Genomic DNA, 16,777 nt, shown 5'->3' with positions numbered 1-16,777 from the left:
TACTCCATCTCACCGAGACTCTCAGGCTATCGTCCACCAAGACCCGCCTGAGGGTTTTTTTTATGCTGCTACATCATGCTCACCTCCTTTGCGACTCCAGCCAATTGGCGATCACTTCTATATTTCTCTTGCTTTTATCGGGGTAAAAGTATTCTCCTCTTGCCATTCCGTCAAATCTTCTCCACTCCGGGTTCTTGCTGCTCCAATCTACTCCCTTTATGCTATCCATTCGCTCATTCAGACTTCGTTTTTTGGCAGACAGGGATTGATTTTCCCAGTCTTTAATTGCGTATAACGATACAGCCTGAATGAGCGGAAAGCTCGCCAGCATGGTTTCGTGATAGTTTCCGATTCTTTTAGGAGAATCAAAGGTGAAGAGTTTATCAAACCAGGAATTTACGATATCCATATAGGCTTCATCCTCTCCCCTGGCATTCTCCTTCCATTCATCCGATCTGCTTAACAGCTTGCCTGCCAGAAAAGTGGCCACAAGCAAACGCAGCTGGGAGAGTGAGAGAAACTTTTTATTAGCTGGCCGAATAATGGCTCTTTTTTCGGTTTCCACACCTGCTTCGATCAGCTTTGCATTCGATTGAAGAATCCGGTTGGTAATCCCGTTTAAACGGTCTCTGGAATCATAGGCGATTCGCTTGGACAATGCCACCTGTTTCCCTTTTGTATTTAAATCAATAAAAAGCTGGTTTTCCTCATCTATGGAAAGGCCTTCAAGGACCTGAATGGCAATCTCGGTCTTTTCCAGCAGATATTGAAGATGATAAGCATTCCGGATCTCTTCGTCCTTCTCACTTTTCATGCTCATGAAAATTTGATCCTCGAGCTGAAGCAGGGCTTTCAGCCGGTGTGATCCATCTACTATTTTTAATCTGCCTGGAGTTTGTCCATCCAGCATCCCCTCTTCTGCTGCGGCAACCAGCGGCGGCAGATATATTTCTCCCCCTGCAGCATTCGAGAAGATATACTTTTTAATCCGCCTGACCTGAAGCTGATTCGTGTCTCTCAGAATAAGTCTTTCTTCTTTATGCATATTGACCAGTTCGGAAACAGGCAGCGCTATAAATGTCTGCCGCTTAGTAAAAATGTCATGTACAATCACGGCTTCAGCCCTCCCTGTTCGATTTTCTTTTTGAATTCCAATGAGGTCTGCTGGATTTTTCTCGTGGCAGAATGGCCTTTAATTTTGGATGACACCGGGTCAAACAAATGCCGGAACATCGGATCATCGTGCTTCCAGCTGCACTCGAATTTTAAGTGTTTGAGTTCGTGTATAGCTTCTTTGCAGGATAAGTTATGAGTCCTGGTCAGCTGGTTGGCACAATAAGCAAGAGCAATTTGCACACCGGAGTAACCGCTAACAAATTTAAATCTGTTAGCGCTTCTCTTCGGGAAAATCTGCTGCCATACTTGAAAAAATTCGACTGCAATCTCTTCTGCTTCCTTCGGATTGCATCTGTAATATGGGGGACCTTTTTTTACAGTCAAAATACCTTCAAACAAGGCAATGATGCATCTCTTCATGGTGGCTAATGATGTAAGTGCGGAGTTGTGAATGGAAATTCTGGAAAGGCTTTGTTCTATTTCAAAGATTGACTGAAGCTTCGCTGCAACAGTTCTTGTCAGCTCAGTATATGGGTCACGCTGATCATAAAGCATGATCTGCCCGATGTGAGCTTCTCTTCTTTCAGTATTTATGTCTGTGAAAAGCTGTTTCTCCTCAGAGGCTGTCAAATCCAGGAATACCTGCATGGCAACGGGATATTCTTTCAATCTTTCAATATAAGTCTGCAGTTTGATTGCTTCATCCAGCCTGCCTGTTTCTTCCGCTGATTCTTTTCTGGATTTAAGATGGCTTATGGCGGATGAAAAACTCGCGCTTCTGTGCTGTCCATCAATGATGTAAAGCTTGCTTCCGGGAGTCAGTTCCCATCCATCCTCCGTTTGGCGAATCGCGCCTCTGGCCGAAAACACAAATGGGGAAAAGTAAAAATCCCTGCCTTCTTCAAGCGATTGGATGATAAACTCTCTAATCTCCACCCGCCTTTTTGGATCCAGCTTTCTCTGAACTTCCTCATCCACTTCAAAAACAGCTTCCAAAGTCGCATACCGCAGCTGAGTAGCCAGTACTTTTTTACCGAATTGATTGTAAGCTGATCCCATAATTCTGGTTAATACGCCAATATCTGTCATATTTCTCACCCCGAGATTTATTATAGGCATGTTGTCTGATTATTGTAAATTCATTTTTCACCATCACACTCGCTCCGTTCTTTCTAAGGCCTGATTTTAATAAGTCAGCCTGCTTTCATACTATTGACGGAAGCGGAAAGACAAGATAAAATATGCAGCTAAATTTTCGAACCTAGCGTGAGACTTTTATTTGTGATTTATGTCACAAACACCTTCTTGAAACACTCTTTTCAACCTTTCTAAAAAAAACAGATATAAAAGAAAACAAATTTTCCTCTAATTTCGAACATTTTGTGACAGCATGAATGGATGTTTCCTTCTGCTTAGAAATGCACTTTCATAATCAAAAAAGCATAATCTCCTCATACGGAAATTATGCTTCATTGCATCTTCTTTTAATATCAACATGGGGTGTCATCTTTCCTGTTCTTTTATAAGAGCCAGCACCTTTTCCTTAACAGGCAGTGCCGGTATAGCCCCCTTGCCTGCAGCGGTTAAGGCCCCGCTTGCATTAGCAAACAGCAAAATGTCTGCATGCTTTTCTCTTAATACGCTTAACACATTTTCAGGGTTTGCTTTAGCTTCCAGAAGCTTGAATAAAAATCCGCCAATAAATGCATCTCCTGCACCAGTAGTATCCTGGACATCTACTGTAAATCCTGAAGATTCCCATTTATCTGCTTGTGTATATAATTCGGCCCCATCAGCTCCCTTTGTATAGACCACAGCCTGAACATCTCCCTTGAAGAGCGAAGCAATCGCTTCAGCCTCATCACTGATTCCGGTGATGAATTCCAGTTCTTCATCCGAAACCTTCAAAATATGAGCATGGGGCAAAAATTCGAGAATGGCAGCCCGGCAATCCTCTGGACTCTCCCATAACGGGAGTCTGACGTTAGGATCAAAGCTGACTAGGCCGCCCTTTTTCTTTATTACTTCCACAGCTCTCTTATGGGCTATTTTCATTGGGCTATCGACCAGGTCAACCGAGCAGAAGTGCAGGATATCCCCTTCACCAAACCACTCTTCCTGCAGCTCCGATTCTTTAAACAGCAAATCTGCAGAGGGTTTCCGGTAGAAAGAAAAATCCCGCTCACCGTTTTCTTTCAGAGAAACAAACGCAAGTCCTGTGTTCGCTTCGCTGGTGCGGAGAATCTTGTCTGTCTCCACCCCAGCGTTTTGAAGCTGTTCAATCAGAAAATCGCCAAATGCATCATAACCGAGCTTTGTAATCATCGATGCATTGTGTCCAAACTTTGCCACAGCCGCAGCAACATTAGCCGGCGCACCGCCCGGGGCCCGCTCAAAAGCAGTGACATCCTTTAATGCAGCCCCCTTCTCGAGCGGGATAAAATCTATTAATACTTCACCTATCGAGTATAATTTCGTCATGTTCTCACCCTTAACGTGTAATGCCTTGCTTTAACTCATGCTTCGTATAAGTGCAGCTGACTTTTTTGTCGCTGAACAATCTGATTCCGTTAGACCCTTTTCCAGGAAAGACTCTTGCCGTGAACACCGCTTCCCCATCATTGATAAAAATCTCAGCAATACTGTGGTCAACAAATACTTGAACTCTTACAGAAGAATCGATTTTCAGTTCTGAGCTCCTTACAAAACCGTATTCCCCGCCAAATGAGGATGCAAATTTTTCCCGGTTCAGACTCACAGCTTGTGAGCTGCGGTCAAACTCAAGCACTAAACCCTCTTTTTCAGAAGCAAAAAGCTCAATCCCAAATACATCAGCATCTAGTGTATCAAAATTAAATTCGAGCTCGTGCTGTCCGATTCCTTCATCAATTATCAGGCTTCCCGACTCAATGGACACGCTGCTCGTTTCCGACTTTACGCGAAGCTGCTTCAGCATATCTGCCGGTCTTTGAGCAAGCTTCCCATCGACAAGACACAGCTCACGCGGAATTGACAGGCAATGCGCCCAGTCTTCCTTATCACTCGGATAATCGATTTCACCCATTCCGGCCCATGAAAATAACAGGCGCTCATTATGTTTGCCGGCAAAAGTTTGCGGAGCGTAAAAATCAAATCCTTTTTCAAGCTCCTGGAAATGCTCAGGCTCAAATGAAAGAGCTTCTATATCCAAATGGCCCACTGCATACATGACATTATACAGATTATGGTAATCACACCCTTCAGGCTTTAACCCTTGAGGTGAGAAAATCAGCACATCTTTGCCGTCGAGCTCGAAATAATCCGGACACTCCAGCATATACACCGAATCAGGAAAAACAATCTGCAGATTCAGCTCCCCTTTAAATGACCAATCAATGGCATTTTCAGATTCATAGACAATGATGGCACCAGTCAGGTTTTCACACTGTGCACCAAGCAGCATATAGTAGCGTCCATTCTTTTCAAACACCTTTGGATCGCGGACATGCCCGGTATAGCCCTGCGGAACCCCTTCAATAATCGGGTTGTTTTTATACTTTTGTATCTTCCCTTCCTGGTCCATGATCGCCAGGCACTGATTCGCCGATCTTTCCTCTGCACTGTATTTGATATTCCCTGTATAATACAAATAGAGGTTTCCGTCCACCTCAAGAGAAGCTCCGGAATAGGCACCATGGGACTCATAATCCTCCACCGGAACCAGTGCAGCCGGGAGACGCTCCCAGTTCACAAGGTCCGCTGATTTTACATGGGCCCAATGCTTCATGCCGTGCATAGCACCGAACGGGTACCACTGATAAAACACGTGGAATTCACCGTTGTAATAGGCAAGCCCATTAGGGTCATTAATTAAACCGTACAGCGGGTGGATATGGTAGGCCGGCTTCCATACGGATTCTGCGGATTTTTCCCGGAGCCTCTCCAGTTCATTCTCTTTTGCGTCATATAACGATCTATACTTCTCTTCTGTATATCTCTCCATACTAAGTCCTCTCCTGTAAAAATAGAGAAGAGAGGAATTTCTCCCTCCAATTCTATTAATCTAAGTTTGGTTTTTTCACTTTAAAGTACACAACCGTCAAAATCGCTCCTACCGCCAGTGCAAGCACATTGGCGATAATATAGTTGATATGTCCGTTTCCTTGTGCCGCCACAATCGCGAAACCAGGCAGTGCAGTCGCACCAAAGCCTAATGCCTTGATTCCTGTCATATATACATACGCTCCTCCGATGGCACCGCCAATACAGCCCATAACGAGCGGAAATCTATATTTCACGTTAACCCCAAACAGTGCAGGCTCAGAGATTCCGAACAATGTCGAACCAAACGCTGAAATGCCAATCTGTTTGGCTTTATCATTTTTCCATAGAGCCAAAGTATACCCAAGCACTGCTCCACCCTGTCCCATTAAAGCAACCGACATCAGCGGCATAATAAAGTTCGATCCTGTGTCAGCAATCAGCTGTGCTTCAACTGCTCCAATGACGTGATGAAGGCCGGTAATAACAATCACCTGCTGGATTCCGGCAAACAGCATGAACCCGACAATCCCTAAGTTATCGACACTCCACATCAGACCCGCGGTAATGCCATCTGATAAGAGACGGCCAAATGGGCCAATAGCCGAGAATAATAGAAAACCAGAAACGACAATCGTTAGAAAAGGCGCAAGGAAAAGCTTAATAATATCCGGAACTTTTCTGCTGAAAAATTGGTCAAGCTTAGCCACAACAAGTCCCATTAACAATGCAATGATAATCCCGCCCTGGAATGCAACAAGTGAAACCTTTAAGCCAAATAAACTGATGACTTCCGGCTCAACCGTTCCGTTTCCAACTAAATATGCGTTTGCAAGATCGGGGTGAAGCATAATCGCACCAAGCACTAACCCTAGAACCGGGTTGCCGCCAAAACGCTTTGTCGCTGAATACACAACAAGCAATGGCAGAATCGTAAAGATCCCGGTTGACATGATACTGATAAAGCGATTAAAGCCAGCAATGGCCGGATACATTTCAACCACCGACTGTTCGCCGAAAATTCCTTCCTGGCTGAGAAGTCCTGTAACCCCCATCAAAAGCGCAGCGGCTAATAAGCCTGGAATGATTTCAACAAACACATCAGATAAAGCCTTGATCCCTTTTTGAAAAGCATTCTGTTTCTGGGCAGATTGCTCTTTTACGTCGCCAAGTGACATTCCTGAAATGCCTGCTTCTTCTGTGAAGACAGCATATACATCATTAACTGTACCTGCCCCAAAGATAATCTGCAGCTGATCTCCAGCTACGAACGAACCTTTCACAAAATCAAGCTCTCCAATGGCCATCGTGTCTGCCAGTGAATTATCTTTCAGAACCAGCCGCAGCCTTGTGGCACAGTGGGCTGCGCCCTGAAGGTTTTCCTTCCCTCCAATTAACTTTAGTAATTCTTGGACTGTAGGCAGGTATTTGGATTTTATGTTTGCCATTTGTCTATTTCCTCCCCTTTATCTAGAAACGGAAACGGAACCGGTTCCATTTCTGTATAAAAAAATAGTCATGTTTGTTTATCGCCTCTTTGGAACCGGTTCCTTTTCAATTCAAAAAACAACCCGCCTCTTAACCCTTATATGGATTCGTCGCGCGGGAACCGGTTCCATTAATTTGATTATAGTACAGTTTTCAGTTTTCAACAACCTATTTTTGAAAACGTTATCAGCTTTTTACACTTTTCACGCTCTCACCTTCAATAAAATCAAAACCGGAGACTTGCAAGTTCGGGACCTCTTCGCCATTAGTCAATTTAATAATCGTTTCGGCAGCCATGACACCTGTCTCTTCATTTTTAAAGCGAATGGTCGTTAGGGCAGGATGAATGACTCCTGAGATATTGTATCCGCCAAACCCAGCGATTGAAAAATCCTTCGGCACTTTTTTCCCCAGTTTCGTGATAGTCTTCATCGCCCCAAACGCAATTGTGTCAGTAGCACAAATAATGGCTGTCAGCGAACTCTCCTCGAGCACTTCCTGTGTAACTCTGGCTGCATCCTGCAAATCAAACTGGGACACAAAGGTTTTAACATCAGAGACTCCAGCAGACTTTAAACCCTCCATTATTCCCTGCTTCCGGCGCTGCCCTACGGCTATATCACTTTCCGCCACTCCGATATATGCCACAGCGCGATGCCCTTTTTGTGCAACATACTGGCCCATTTTAAACCCTGCCTGATAATCGTCATTAATAATGCAAGTGACATGACCGACCTCCTGGGCGACGATTAAAACTGGAATTTGTATGGAGTTAATCGTCTCGATGTGCTTTTCCGTTACCCCTGTCGCAATCAGAATAATGCCATCCACTTTTTGGCGTGACAAGCTGATCAGGCTTTCGATTTCACGGTCAACATGCTTGCTTGTGCTAATGATCAAGGTGGTGTAATCCCGCTTTCTCAGCTCTTCATCAATGGCCATAAGCACCGTCGATGTAACATAAGAATCAAGCGTTGGGGCAATTACTCCAATAAAGTTTGTTTTCTTTGCCTTCAGGCTTTGTGCAAACGAATTAGGTTCATACTTCGTTTCCTCAACCACCTTTCTGATTTTGGCTTTTGTCTGTTCGCTTACATGGCCGCCATTCAAATACCTGGAAACCGTACTCTTGGCAACTCCGGCAAGCTTTGCTATATCTTTGATCGTTGTATTCATGGAATGTTCACCTTTTGGATTTAGAATTGCTTATATTATATATGAATAGTTGAAGTAATTATAGAGAGGTGCGTGTGGGAACTATCGTACAGCTGGTAAGATTAGATTTATTCTACGATATTTCAGCTTTCATTACCAGTCTTACCGGGATCACTGTTACGACTAACTATCTCACCTGCCGCTGTACCTTACCAAAATCTTTTTTACTTGCAAGATGGCTGGTTTTCAAACGGAAAATTATGCTGTAGTGGATGGTTATTTTATAATTCTATGCCTTGCTTAACTATCCTGTCCTGTTGAAGAAGTGAAAATTAACTAAATCTTTATCAAAAAGTCAAGAAAAAGGACAAGATATTGACATTGCAATATTGCTGCACCTAGTAGATTTCTGAAGGATCCTTATACCCGTCTGGCTAATGCAGTGGACGCTCTACCGGGATTCCACGTAAATCTCAGTAGTTTTTTCTAACTAGATCCTGGATGTAATCTGCCCTGCTTTTTAAAAGGCTAGAAAATTGACGTTAGTCTTTTCTAGCCTTTTTATTTATTAACTTATTCTTAATACCATTTTCCCATAAATTTTTTCCAAATACAATTTCGGCTTCAGCTATTTCTTCTAATGGATATATTAATAGTCTTTTTCCCAATTACCTTCACTCTTCATTCTGCTCTGATCTCAGAGGATTTCATTTTGAATAACTTTAATTGAAAGGGAAAAAGACATCATTATCGTCAAGAATTCTTCAATTTGCAGATTTCCGGTAAGTGGTTAAATTCTGTAAATCTTTATACAGAAACATTCTCGGCATATACAGGTTCCCGCCTTAACACTTGACCAGCGGTTACCCCTAAGTACTTCCCTTTTTCTGCAGCCAGCTGTCCGTTAACAATTACATAGTTAATACCTGAGGGCTCTTGTAACGGATCCTCGTAAGTAGCATTGTCACGAATGGTTAGTGGATCAAAAATAACAATATCAGCCGCAAATCCTTCTTTTAATAACCCTCTTTTCTTTAGACGTAACAATTGAGCAGGAGCACCGGTCATTTTACGTATTGCCTGTTCAAGCGTAAGGGCATTATTGTCTCTTACAAAGTGCCCCAATACTCTCGGATACGTACCATATAAGCGAGGATGAGGTTTTCCTCCAAAAATGCCATCAGATCCTACAATTTGTAATGGATGCTGTATTCCACCAGTAATTACTTCTTCATCACCCCAGTGTACAAGCATAGTAATTCCCGCACTTTCTTCAAGAAGAAGTTTGAATGCTGCATCGGCAGGTTCAACATTTAAGAGATTGGCAATTTCCACCATATTCTTTCCTTCAGCCCACCGATTTTTATCCGTTGAGACGGATGTAAGCGTGATATTCTCCCACCCGCAATTCAATACCCAATTTTCATAATCGGAATTATGTTTTAAGTCCTCTTTTATACGGGCTTGTACGCTAGAATCCTTTAGCTTTTCCAACAATTCTGCTGTACCGCCAGAATGCATCCAAGGTGGTAATATAGCATGAAAAACAGTAGACCCTGCTGTATATGGATATTGATCAAATGTTACTTCTATCCCTTCTGACCTCGCTTCATCCATTCTTACTAGAGCCTGTTCATACTTTGATCGATTAATTTTCCCAGCAACCTTAAAGTGGGAAACATGCAGCCGTACCCCCGATTGTCTTGCTACATCAATAACTTCATCTAGCGCCTCTAGTGATTTGTTGCTTTCATTGCGAATATGAACCACAAAGCAACCATCGTACTTCGCTGCACCTTTGCAAATTTCAATTAATTCGTCTTTGCAGGAAAATACATTAGGAGGATAAACCAGGCCTGAAGACAACCCCACAGCTCCCTGTTTCATGCCTTCCTCGACAAGATCCCTCATTTTCTCCATTTCTTCTTTAGTAGCTTGCCGGCCATCAAATCCCATTACCAATGTACGTACAGCTCCATGAGGAACTAGATAAGCTGCATTGCCGGAAATTTTAGATTGATCCAAAAATTCAAGGTACTCTTCAATCGTATTCCATGGCCAATCTCCAATATCGCCGTTTAGCCCCTTTAATTGCTTTTGCCAAAGGGGTTTTGTTTGTTCAGATACAGGCGCTACAGATATCCCGTCCTGCCCAAATAATTCTGTTGTTACCCCTTGCAAAACCTTAATTTTATGAATCTCTGGTTTGGTACATAGAAGGTCCGAGTGTACATGTGTATCGATAAACCCTGGAGTGACAGCCATTTTTTCTGCATCGATAACTCGATTTGCACTTTCATTCTTCAAATCGCCAATTTTACGGATAATACCATCTTTAATCCCAATATCAGATTTTGTCCAAGGATTTTCTGTTCCGTCATAAATACGTCCATTTTTAATGATTAAATCAAACATAATTTTCCTCCTAAAATAATAGATTGATTTTTCTTATATGGATGGAATAAATGCTTACCCTATAGAAGTTTTCTTAATGTGAGGGTTTTCAACTTTTTTGTTTCCCCACATTTTGATGATAATTTGTTCAGATGGCCGAGGAGTTAAACAGCTGACAGCGATCATCAAAATTACGGATAGAGCTGTTGCAGTTACAATGGTTTGCATTCCAAAGGGATTCGGAAAAAGCTCACCAAGAATGATATAGCTGATTAACCCTGTATACATTGAGACAATAGCTCCCCATGCATTAGCTCTTTTCCAATAAAGACCGAATACAATGGGTGCAAAAAAGGTAGCTTCCAGTCCACCTATCGCATAAATTACTAAAAATTGCAGATAGTCTGGTGGTGTTAGAGCAAACAATACCACTCCTAGTCCAATAATCAGGGTAGAGAAATAAGATAACTTAGCTACTTTTCTTTCACTTGCTTTAGGATTGATGTAATTTAAATATATATCTTTTACAACAGAAGCACTCGTCACAAGTAGCATTGAGTTGACCGTTGACATAATAGCTGCTAGCGGAGCAGAAAGTACGAGTCCGGCAACCCATCCCGGCATTATATCTAATATTAATGTCGGCAATGCCATATCTGGTGCTGATAAATCCGGATATAAAACCCTTACAAACGGACCAAGAGTTGCAAAAAATATGGAAAACAACGCCATAATAATTCCACTATAGATTATGGACTTATGCATTGAATCAGTATTTATCAATAAAACCTTCAAATACAGATATGTTCTCGCTAATTTAACAGCTATTTGCTCCATTAAAATAATGTAAAATAAAAAGAAAAAATTGAAAGTATGATAAAATTTATAAAAATTCAGAAATATATTTCGCACAAAAAATCAGGAGGATAAAAAAGATGAAAGACATTGAAAGAATAGAAATAAAAGCATGGAAAGACAAATATCCTTTACTGAATAAGCTCATATCGACAGAAGAGGTTTTTTGGATCAATCCTAATCTGGAAAAGTTTCAAACTGGAATTAAAAAATCTCCCCTTACTCTAGAAGATGTAAAAGATGCAGAGGAAAGGCTGCAACGTTTTGCACCATTTATCTCTAAAGCTTTTCCTGAAACAAAAGAATCCAATGGTATCATAGAATCTCCTTTAGTGAGAATACCTTCAATGAAAAAATCCTTAGAACAGAATTATCAGCAGCCGATTCCAGGAGAATTATTATTAAAATGCGATAGTCACCTTCCTATATCCGGATCTATTAAAGCAAGGGGCGGGATTTATGAAATTCTCAAGCATGCAGAAAAATTAGCGTTTCAACATCAATTGTTAACCATTCAAGATGATTATTCGATTTTAGATAGTGAAAAATTTCGAACATTTTTTTCACAATACTCAGTCGCAGTAGGCTCGACTGGAAACTTAGGACTTAGTATTGGCATCATAAGTGTAAAATTAGGTTTTAATGTTTCTGTTCATATGTCAGCTGATGCAAAACAGTGGAAAAAAGAATTGCTCAGAAGCAAAAATGTCAAAGTTATTGAATATGAAGCTGACTACAGTAAAGCGGTAGAAGAAGGCCGATCCCAGGCATATAGTGACCCAGCATGTTATTTTGTGGATGATGAAAATTCTCAAGACCTATTTTTAGGTTATGCAGTGGCTGCATCTCGATTGAAGCAGCAATTGGAAGAGTCAGGGATCATAATAGATAAAAATCACCCTTTATTTGTTTACCTTCCATGCGGAGTAGGCGGCGGTCCTGGAGGCGTAGCCTTTGGTTTAAAATTATTGTTTCAAGACAATGTTCACTGTTTTTTTGCAGAACCCACCCACTCGCCATGTATGCTGCTCGGCTTAATGACTGGCCTTCATGATAAAATTTCTGTACAAGATATTGGCATTGATAATCTTACAGACGCTGATGGGCTTGCTGTAGGGAGGCCATCGGGATTTGTTGGTAAAACTATAGAGCCGTTTCTAGGTGGAACTTATACTGTCAGCGATGAACTGCTTTATAAGTTATTAAAGGAACTAGCTGATACAGAGGGTATCCAGTTAGAACCTTCAGCACTAGCAGGACTGATTGGACCAAGTAAATTATGCAGTGAAGGTAAAGATTATTTACATATGCACGGTTTAACGGAAGCAATGAATAAGGGTACACATATTTTGTGGGCGACAGGCGGAAGCATGGTTCCTGAAAAAATGATGGCACAATATTATCAAAAAGGGCTGGAATTAGCATCGGGGAAATAGAAGTAGATAACTTGACTATAATATAGGAAAACACCCCTTAGTCTGAAATCAAGCTAAGGGGTTAACTAATTAGTTTTAAAATAAAAAGGTCCTGCTTTACTGTTAATGCATCATCATCCTTTCAAAATAGGCATCACTTTATCAATTGCTTTTTGCAGCTTTTCACTATTTTCACTATACATCTGCCTAGCTTCTTTTACTTCGGTTCCAAGAGCAAACAGCTCTAAGTCTGCTTGGCATTTTTTCAGGGTCGAAAGAATTAGGGCTCTATCCTGAGGTGATGGGACTTGTAATTGATCGTCAAACAGGTCTACTGTTAACTCTCCATAGGAGTTAACTTGTCCCAGAAACACATTTTCGACCGTTACACCAAGCTTATCTAATTCAGTGTATAACCAGGCCCGGCTTCGTCCGATCGTGGCAAGCGGTTCATCCATTATAACACCATCCATAATGACAGTCTGAGGCTCTTTGATTGGAGCAATCGCCAAGTTTAGATCCTTTGGTGTTAATGGCTGATTTTCTTTCTTTAGCATGACGGACAAATCTCCAGTCGGCTCTAATACGGCGAATTCTACATCCGCCACTTGATAAACATCCTTCCTGCGAAGCAGCTCCAGTAACTCATCTGTCGTGTATCTTTCCTTTTTCATGTTATCTTCCATGATTTTTCCGTCTTTTATAAAGATAGTTCCTGTACCTTCTACAAAATCACGAAACTTTTTACTTTTTAAGGAAATTACACCAGAGATAAAGGGTATCGCTGCAAAGATAATAACTCCGATGATCCCGTGAAAAATGCTCCGTTCAAGCCCCATAGCAACCTCAGCACCTATACTCCCAATAGAAATACCAGTGGCATATTCAAAGAAAGATAACTCTGATATTTGTTTCTTTCCTAACCATTTCGTAATAAAGAATAAAATTACAACAAATAAAATTGACCGTACGGCAATATCTAACCATGCAGGCACTGATTAACACCCCCAGCAAAAATAATATCTCTTAAAAACCTTTATACTGAAATTCTTCCCGTTCCATTTCACCTATTCGCTTTTTTAAATCCGTTACTACCTCATGGACACTCATCATGGTTTCATGGAGTGTACGCTTTGATTCAAAGTCTTGAGTCCTAAGTGCTAAGCTGGATAAATCGGCTTCTGCACCTTTAAGGCTGGCAAGAGTCTGCTTTACATTTGATGCAATCGTCATTTAACATCCTCCTTATCCTTTTGGCTTAAAAATAAGGGCTCCCAGCATTCCAAAAATAATGGCAGCTGAAATACCTGAACTCGTTACTTCAAACATTCCCGTGAGTACACCAACTATCCCGTGTTTTTCTGCTTCCTGCATAGCCCCATGCACAAGGGAATTGCCAAAGCTTGTAATAGGTACGGTAGCGCCTGCACCAGCAAAATCAATCAAGGGTTCATATAATCCAAATCCATCTAAAATAGCCCCTGCTACGACAAGAGAACTTAATGTATGTCCGGGTGTCAATTTAAACACATCAAACATAATCTGCCCAATGACACAAATCAAACCGCCTACGGTAAAAGCCCAAAAATAGGTCATATGGATGATTGCCCCCCATATTCAATGGATACTGCATGGGCTATACAAGGGATCGATTCGCTTTGCTGAAAAGAAAGTGGAGATAATAAGGCACCTGTGGCCACGACTAACATTCTTTTAAATTCTCCTTTCTTCATGCGATTTATTAAATGCCCATAAACGACGGTTGCTGAACAACCTGGACCACTTGCACCTGCCAGGACTGGCTGACCCTCCCGATAAATCATAAGACCGCAATCCTGGTATTGCTCTTCACTGATGGAAATTCCATGCTTTTTAAATAAATCAAGGGAAACTTCACGCCCTATTTGGCCAAGATCCCCGGTGACGATTAAATCATAATAAGATGGATCAATGTTTCTTTCCGTTAAATGCGCCTCAATGGTATCTACCGCAGCAGGAGCCATGGCCCCTCCCATATTAAATGGATCTGTTAAGCCCATATCAATTACACGGCCAATTGTTGCAGATGTAACACTTGGTCCTTCACCAGAATCACTTAAAAGGGCCGCGCCAGCACCTGTGACTGTCCATTGGGCAGTAGGAGGCTTTTGTCCGCCATATTCAGTTGGATAACGAAATTGCTTTTCAACTGCTGTATCATGACTGGAGGCTCCAGTCAGTATATATTTAGCTCCATTGGTATTAACGATATAAGCAGCTAATGCAAGCCCCTCCATTGAAGTAGAACAGGCACCAAACAAACCAAAATACGGTGCTCCAATTGTCCGGCTAGCGAAACTGGTTGGCGTTATTTGATTAATTAAATCACCGGCAAAGATAAATTGTACTTGATCCTTTTGGATTCCGCCTTTTTCCATCGCTTTCTGACAAGCTTCTTCAAAAAGGACTTTATGTGCTTTTTCATAGGAATCTTGTCCAAGCCATAAATCAGCATGAAGAGTATCAAAGTCATCCGGTATAGCTCCATTGGCTTCAAAGGGTCCCCCAATAGTTCCAGTCGAAATAATGACGGGCTTTTGTTCGAATATCCATGTACGATGGCCTGCAAGCATTATAAACCACCCCATCTGATTAAAATTGTCTTAATTAAGGCAATGACAAAGGCAGAAAAAACACCGAATAAAATAACCGAACCCGCCAATTTAAATATATTACCGCCTACGCCCAAGACAAATCCTTCGGTTCGATGTTCCATGGCAGGTGATATGACTGCATTGCCAAAACCAGTTACGGGTACCGCTGTCCCAGCTCCCCCAAATTGGGCAATTCGGTCATATACACCAAAACCAGTAAAAAGCATTGTAATAAAAATTAACGTTCCAACAGTCGGGTTGCCGGCCGTTTGCTCTGTAAAATCAAAATAATAAATGTAAAAATCCTGAATAAACTGGCCAATAAGACAGATGAGACCGCCTATTAGAAAGGCTTTTATACAATTTTTCACAACCGGCCTTTTGATTTCGCGCTGTTTTTGCAGTTCCTGGTATTCCTGCTGGACTGGTGAAAGCTGTTTCTTTTGATTATTTGACATGGCTTCATCCCCCACTTTACGTCTGTTCCTTAATAAGACTTTTAAGTTTTTTCAAATCCTTTTTTAAGTTTTTCTTATTCGTTTTGTTTTTTTGCAGTCTTTCTTCAATTTTTTGGAGTTCCCATAACATTTTTTTATCGGACGAAACGACAACCATGTGATTCGGATACATTTTTTCCAAGTCGGATGTTACGGTCTTCTCGATACTTTTTAAGCGAAAACGGTCGAAATTTTCTACCTTTATCGCCGCTAGAAGCTCCTTATCTGTATTCACAGCCCTAACATCCGTAATTTCGTCCTTAGTTATAATCTTTTCTTTAGCGTGGTTAGCGATAGATTGATCGATTGGCTTCCCTGTATGCACTTGCGAAACACTAGACTTTTTATTGTTATTATCCAATTGATTTTCATTACATCCAGAGCTTAGTCCGATAATGATTAGCAATAATATAAGAATTTTAAAATTAGCTATGTTGACTTTCATGAAAATCACCTCATTTTATCCATTCAAAATCGGGAAAAAGGTTGGCCGATATCCAACCAACCTTTTGTATCGTGTTAATGATTATTGTTTGTATTGAGGTTCTTCTTGTTCGATTTGCTGAACACGCGGTGAAATACTGTCCACTAAGGCTTGAGTTTGTTTAGCGGCATCTTGATACAGCTGCTTCGCTTGTTCATTATCTGTACTAAGAGCAAATGTTTCAAAGCTCGCCTGAGCACTTTTTAGTCCTGCCAGAGCTGTTTTAACGTCATTGATGACTGTCATGAATGGCACCTCCTTTGTTTTTTTAGGACCTTTTTAGAATGCTTTAAAAAACGATTTTTATGCTTAAAATTTTCCGGATAAAACCTACTTTGGCTAACCAAGCGAGAATTTATGTCAATTCTTTATTAGGGGTACTTTCCTACGCAAAATCGATACGTTTTGTAAGAGATCCACTTTTCACCCTTATGCATTCTTGATGAGATACTATGTCATAGCGATTTTTGTAAACCAATGCCATTCATTCTTCCTATTCCTCTTGAAAAATAGACAAGGGAGAGAATATAAATTCTCTCCCTTGTCTTGGTCTTAGCTGGCCATTTCTTTTTTCAATTTAAATCCCTGCTTTATCCTAACAAAATTTATTTAGGACTTATGTGTATGCCGTCACTCTCTCGCCAATCTGCGTATAGGATACGCTTTACACTATCATATCCATTGGCAGTTAATTGGTTATCTAACCACTGTTGATCAAAC

Annotated in this window: 18 protein-coding genes; 2 read left to right on the top strand and 16 right to left on the bottom strand. The window is 41.2% G+C overall.

Features of this window, described 5'->3' with window-relative positions; all coding sequences use genetic code 11:
- Positions 1-79: 79 nt before the first annotated feature.
- The 6 genes from BFI01S_RS02955 to BFI01S_RS02930 form a co-directional block, all read right to left on the bottom strand.
- Positions 80-1,114, bottom strand: coding sequence for a DNA sulfur modification protein DndB (locus tag BFI01S_RS02955; protein ID WP_061791263.1), 1,035 nt, complete (start codon positions 1,112-1,114; stop codon positions 80-82).
- Positions 1,111-2,205, bottom strand: a complete 1,095-nt coding sequence (locus tag BFI01S_RS02950) for a DNA sulfur modification protein DndB (protein WP_061791262.1) — start codon at positions 2,203-2,205, stop codon at positions 1,111-1,113. Before BFI01S_RS02950 ends, BFI01S_RS02955 begins: the two co-directional genes overlap by 4 nt.
- Positions 2,206-2,619: 414 nt before the next feature.
- Positions 2,620-3,597, bottom strand: a complete 978-nt coding sequence (locus BFI01S_RS02945) for a carbohydrate kinase family protein (protein ID WP_061791261.1) — start codon at positions 3,595-3,597, stop codon at positions 2,620-2,622.
- Between the two features lie 10 nt (positions 3,598-3,607).
- Positions 3,608-5,098 (bottom strand): glycoside hydrolase family 32 protein, encoded by a 1,491-nt coding sequence (locus BFI01S_RS02940; protein WP_061791260.1) that lies wholly within the window; start codon positions 5,096-5,098, stop codon positions 3,608-3,610.
- Between the two features lie 55 nt (positions 5,099-5,153).
- Positions 5,154-6,584 (bottom strand): PTS transporter subunit EIIC, encoded by a 1,431-nt coding sequence (locus tag BFI01S_RS02935; RefSeq protein ID WP_061791259.1) that lies wholly within the window; start codon positions 6,582-6,584, stop codon positions 5,154-5,156.
- Positions 6,585-6,810: 226 nt separating this feature from the next.
- The gene (locus tag BFI01S_RS02930) at positions 6,811-7,800 is read right to left on the bottom strand and encodes a LacI family DNA-binding transcriptional regulator (protein ID WP_019382202.1); all 990 of its coding nucleotides are present in this window, start codon (positions 7,798-7,800) and stop codon (positions 6,811-6,813) included.
- A 74-nt stretch (positions 7,801-7,874) separates the two neighbouring features.
- On the opposite strand from BFI01S_RS02930, the gene BFI01S_RS22840 reads away from it, so the two are divergent.
- Complete coding sequence (locus BFI01S_RS22840; protein ID WP_156478322.1) at positions 7,875-8,048, top strand: hypothetical protein; 174 nt, start codon at positions 7,875-7,877, stop codon at positions 8,046-8,048.
- 273 nt (positions 8,049-8,321) lie between these two features.
- Here the strand turns inward: BFI01S_RS22840 and BFI01S_RS24290 are convergent, their stop codons facing one another.
- The 3 genes from BFI01S_RS24290 to BFI01S_RS02920 all read right to left on the bottom strand — a co-directional run bounded on the left by BFI01S_RS24290 (position 8,322) and on the right by BFI01S_RS02920 (position 11,010).
- Entirely contained in the window at positions 8,322-8,447 is a 126-nt protein-coding gene (locus tag BFI01S_RS24290; RefSeq protein ID WP_261391754.1) for a hypothetical protein, read from the bottom strand.
- 139 nt (positions 8,448-8,586) lie between these two features.
- On the bottom strand, positions 8,587-10,194 hold the full coding sequence (locus tag BFI01S_RS02925) for an N-acyl-D-amino-acid deacylase family protein (RefSeq protein ID WP_061791258.1): 1,608 nt from the start codon (positions 10,192-10,194) through the stop codon (positions 8,587-8,589).
- A 54-nt stretch (positions 10,195-10,248) separates the two neighbouring features.
- The gene (locus BFI01S_RS02920) at positions 10,249-11,010 is read right to left on the bottom strand and encodes a sodium:solute symporter family transporter (protein ID WP_268875308.1); all 762 of its coding nucleotides are present in this window, start codon (positions 11,008-11,010) and stop codon (positions 10,249-10,251) included.
- A 98-nt stretch (positions 11,011-11,108) separates the two neighbouring features.
- Here BFI01S_RS02920 and dsdA point away from each other — a divergent pair, with 98 nt between their 5' ends.
- The gene (gene dsdA / locus BFI01S_RS02915) at positions 11,109-12,464 is read left to right on the top strand and encodes a D-serine ammonia-lyase (protein WP_061791257.1); all 1,356 of its coding nucleotides are present in this window, start codon (positions 11,109-11,111) and stop codon (positions 12,462-12,464) included.
- Between the two features lie 113 nt (positions 12,465-12,577).
- Here the strand turns inward: dsdA and BFI01S_RS02910 are convergent, their stop codons facing one another.
- The 7 genes from BFI01S_RS02910 to BFI01S_RS02880 form a co-directional block, all read right to left on the bottom strand.
- Positions 12,578-13,438: a DUF421 domain-containing protein gene (locus BFI01S_RS02910; protein WP_061791256.1), complete on the bottom strand. Its 861-nt coding sequence runs from the start codon at positions 13,436-13,438 to the stop codon at positions 12,578-12,580.
- Between the two features lie 31 nt (positions 13,439-13,469).
- Positions 13,470-13,676 (bottom strand): DUF1657 domain-containing protein, encoded by a 207-nt coding sequence (locus BFI01S_RS02905; RefSeq protein ID WP_061791255.1) that lies wholly within the window; start codon positions 13,674-13,676, stop codon positions 13,470-13,472.
- Positions 13,677-13,688: 12 nt separating this feature from the next.
- Positions 13,689-14,039 carry a stage V sporulation protein AE gene (gene spoVAE / locus BFI01S_RS02900; RefSeq protein ID WP_019382211.1) on the bottom strand — a complete coding sequence of 117 codons (351 nt, stop codon included), beginning with the start codon at positions 14,037-14,039 and terminating at the stop codon, positions 13,689-13,691.
- The gene (gene spoVAD / locus BFI01S_RS02895; RefSeq protein ID WP_061791254.1) at positions 14,036-15,055 is read right to left on the bottom strand and encodes a stage V sporulation protein AD; all 1,020 of its coding nucleotides are present in this window, start codon (positions 15,053-15,055) and stop codon (positions 14,036-14,038) included. The genes spoVAE and spoVAD overlap by 4 nt, the downstream gene beginning before the upstream one ends.
- The gene (gene spoVAC, locus BFI01S_RS02890) at positions 15,055-15,534 is read right to left on the bottom strand and encodes a stage V sporulation protein AC (protein WP_019382213.1); all 480 of its coding nucleotides are present in this window, start codon (positions 15,532-15,534) and stop codon (positions 15,055-15,057) included. Before spoVAC ends, spoVAD begins: the two co-directional genes overlap by 1 nt.
- 16 nt (positions 15,535-15,550) lie before the next feature.
- A complete protein-coding gene (locus BFI01S_RS02885; RefSeq protein ID WP_061791253.1) occupies positions 15,551-16,018 on the bottom strand; it encodes a YhcN/YlaJ family sporulation lipoprotein in 468 nt (155 codons plus the stop codon).
- A gap of 81 nt (positions 16,019-16,099) precedes the next feature.
- Positions 16,100-16,303, bottom strand: coding sequence for a DUF1657 domain-containing protein (locus BFI01S_RS02880; protein ID WP_061791252.1), 204 nt, complete (start codon positions 16,301-16,303; stop codon positions 16,100-16,102).
- Between the last annotated feature and the right edge of the window lie 474 nt (positions 16,304-16,777).

Source organism: Cytobacillus firmus NBRC 15306 (genome assembly GCF_001591465.1).
GTDB lineage: Bacteria > Bacillota > Bacilli > Bacillales > Cytobacillaceae > Cytobacillus > Cytobacillus firmus.
The sequence above is the reverse complement of the archived record's forward strand: the minus strand, read 5'-3'. Positions and strand labels throughout refer to the sequence as shown.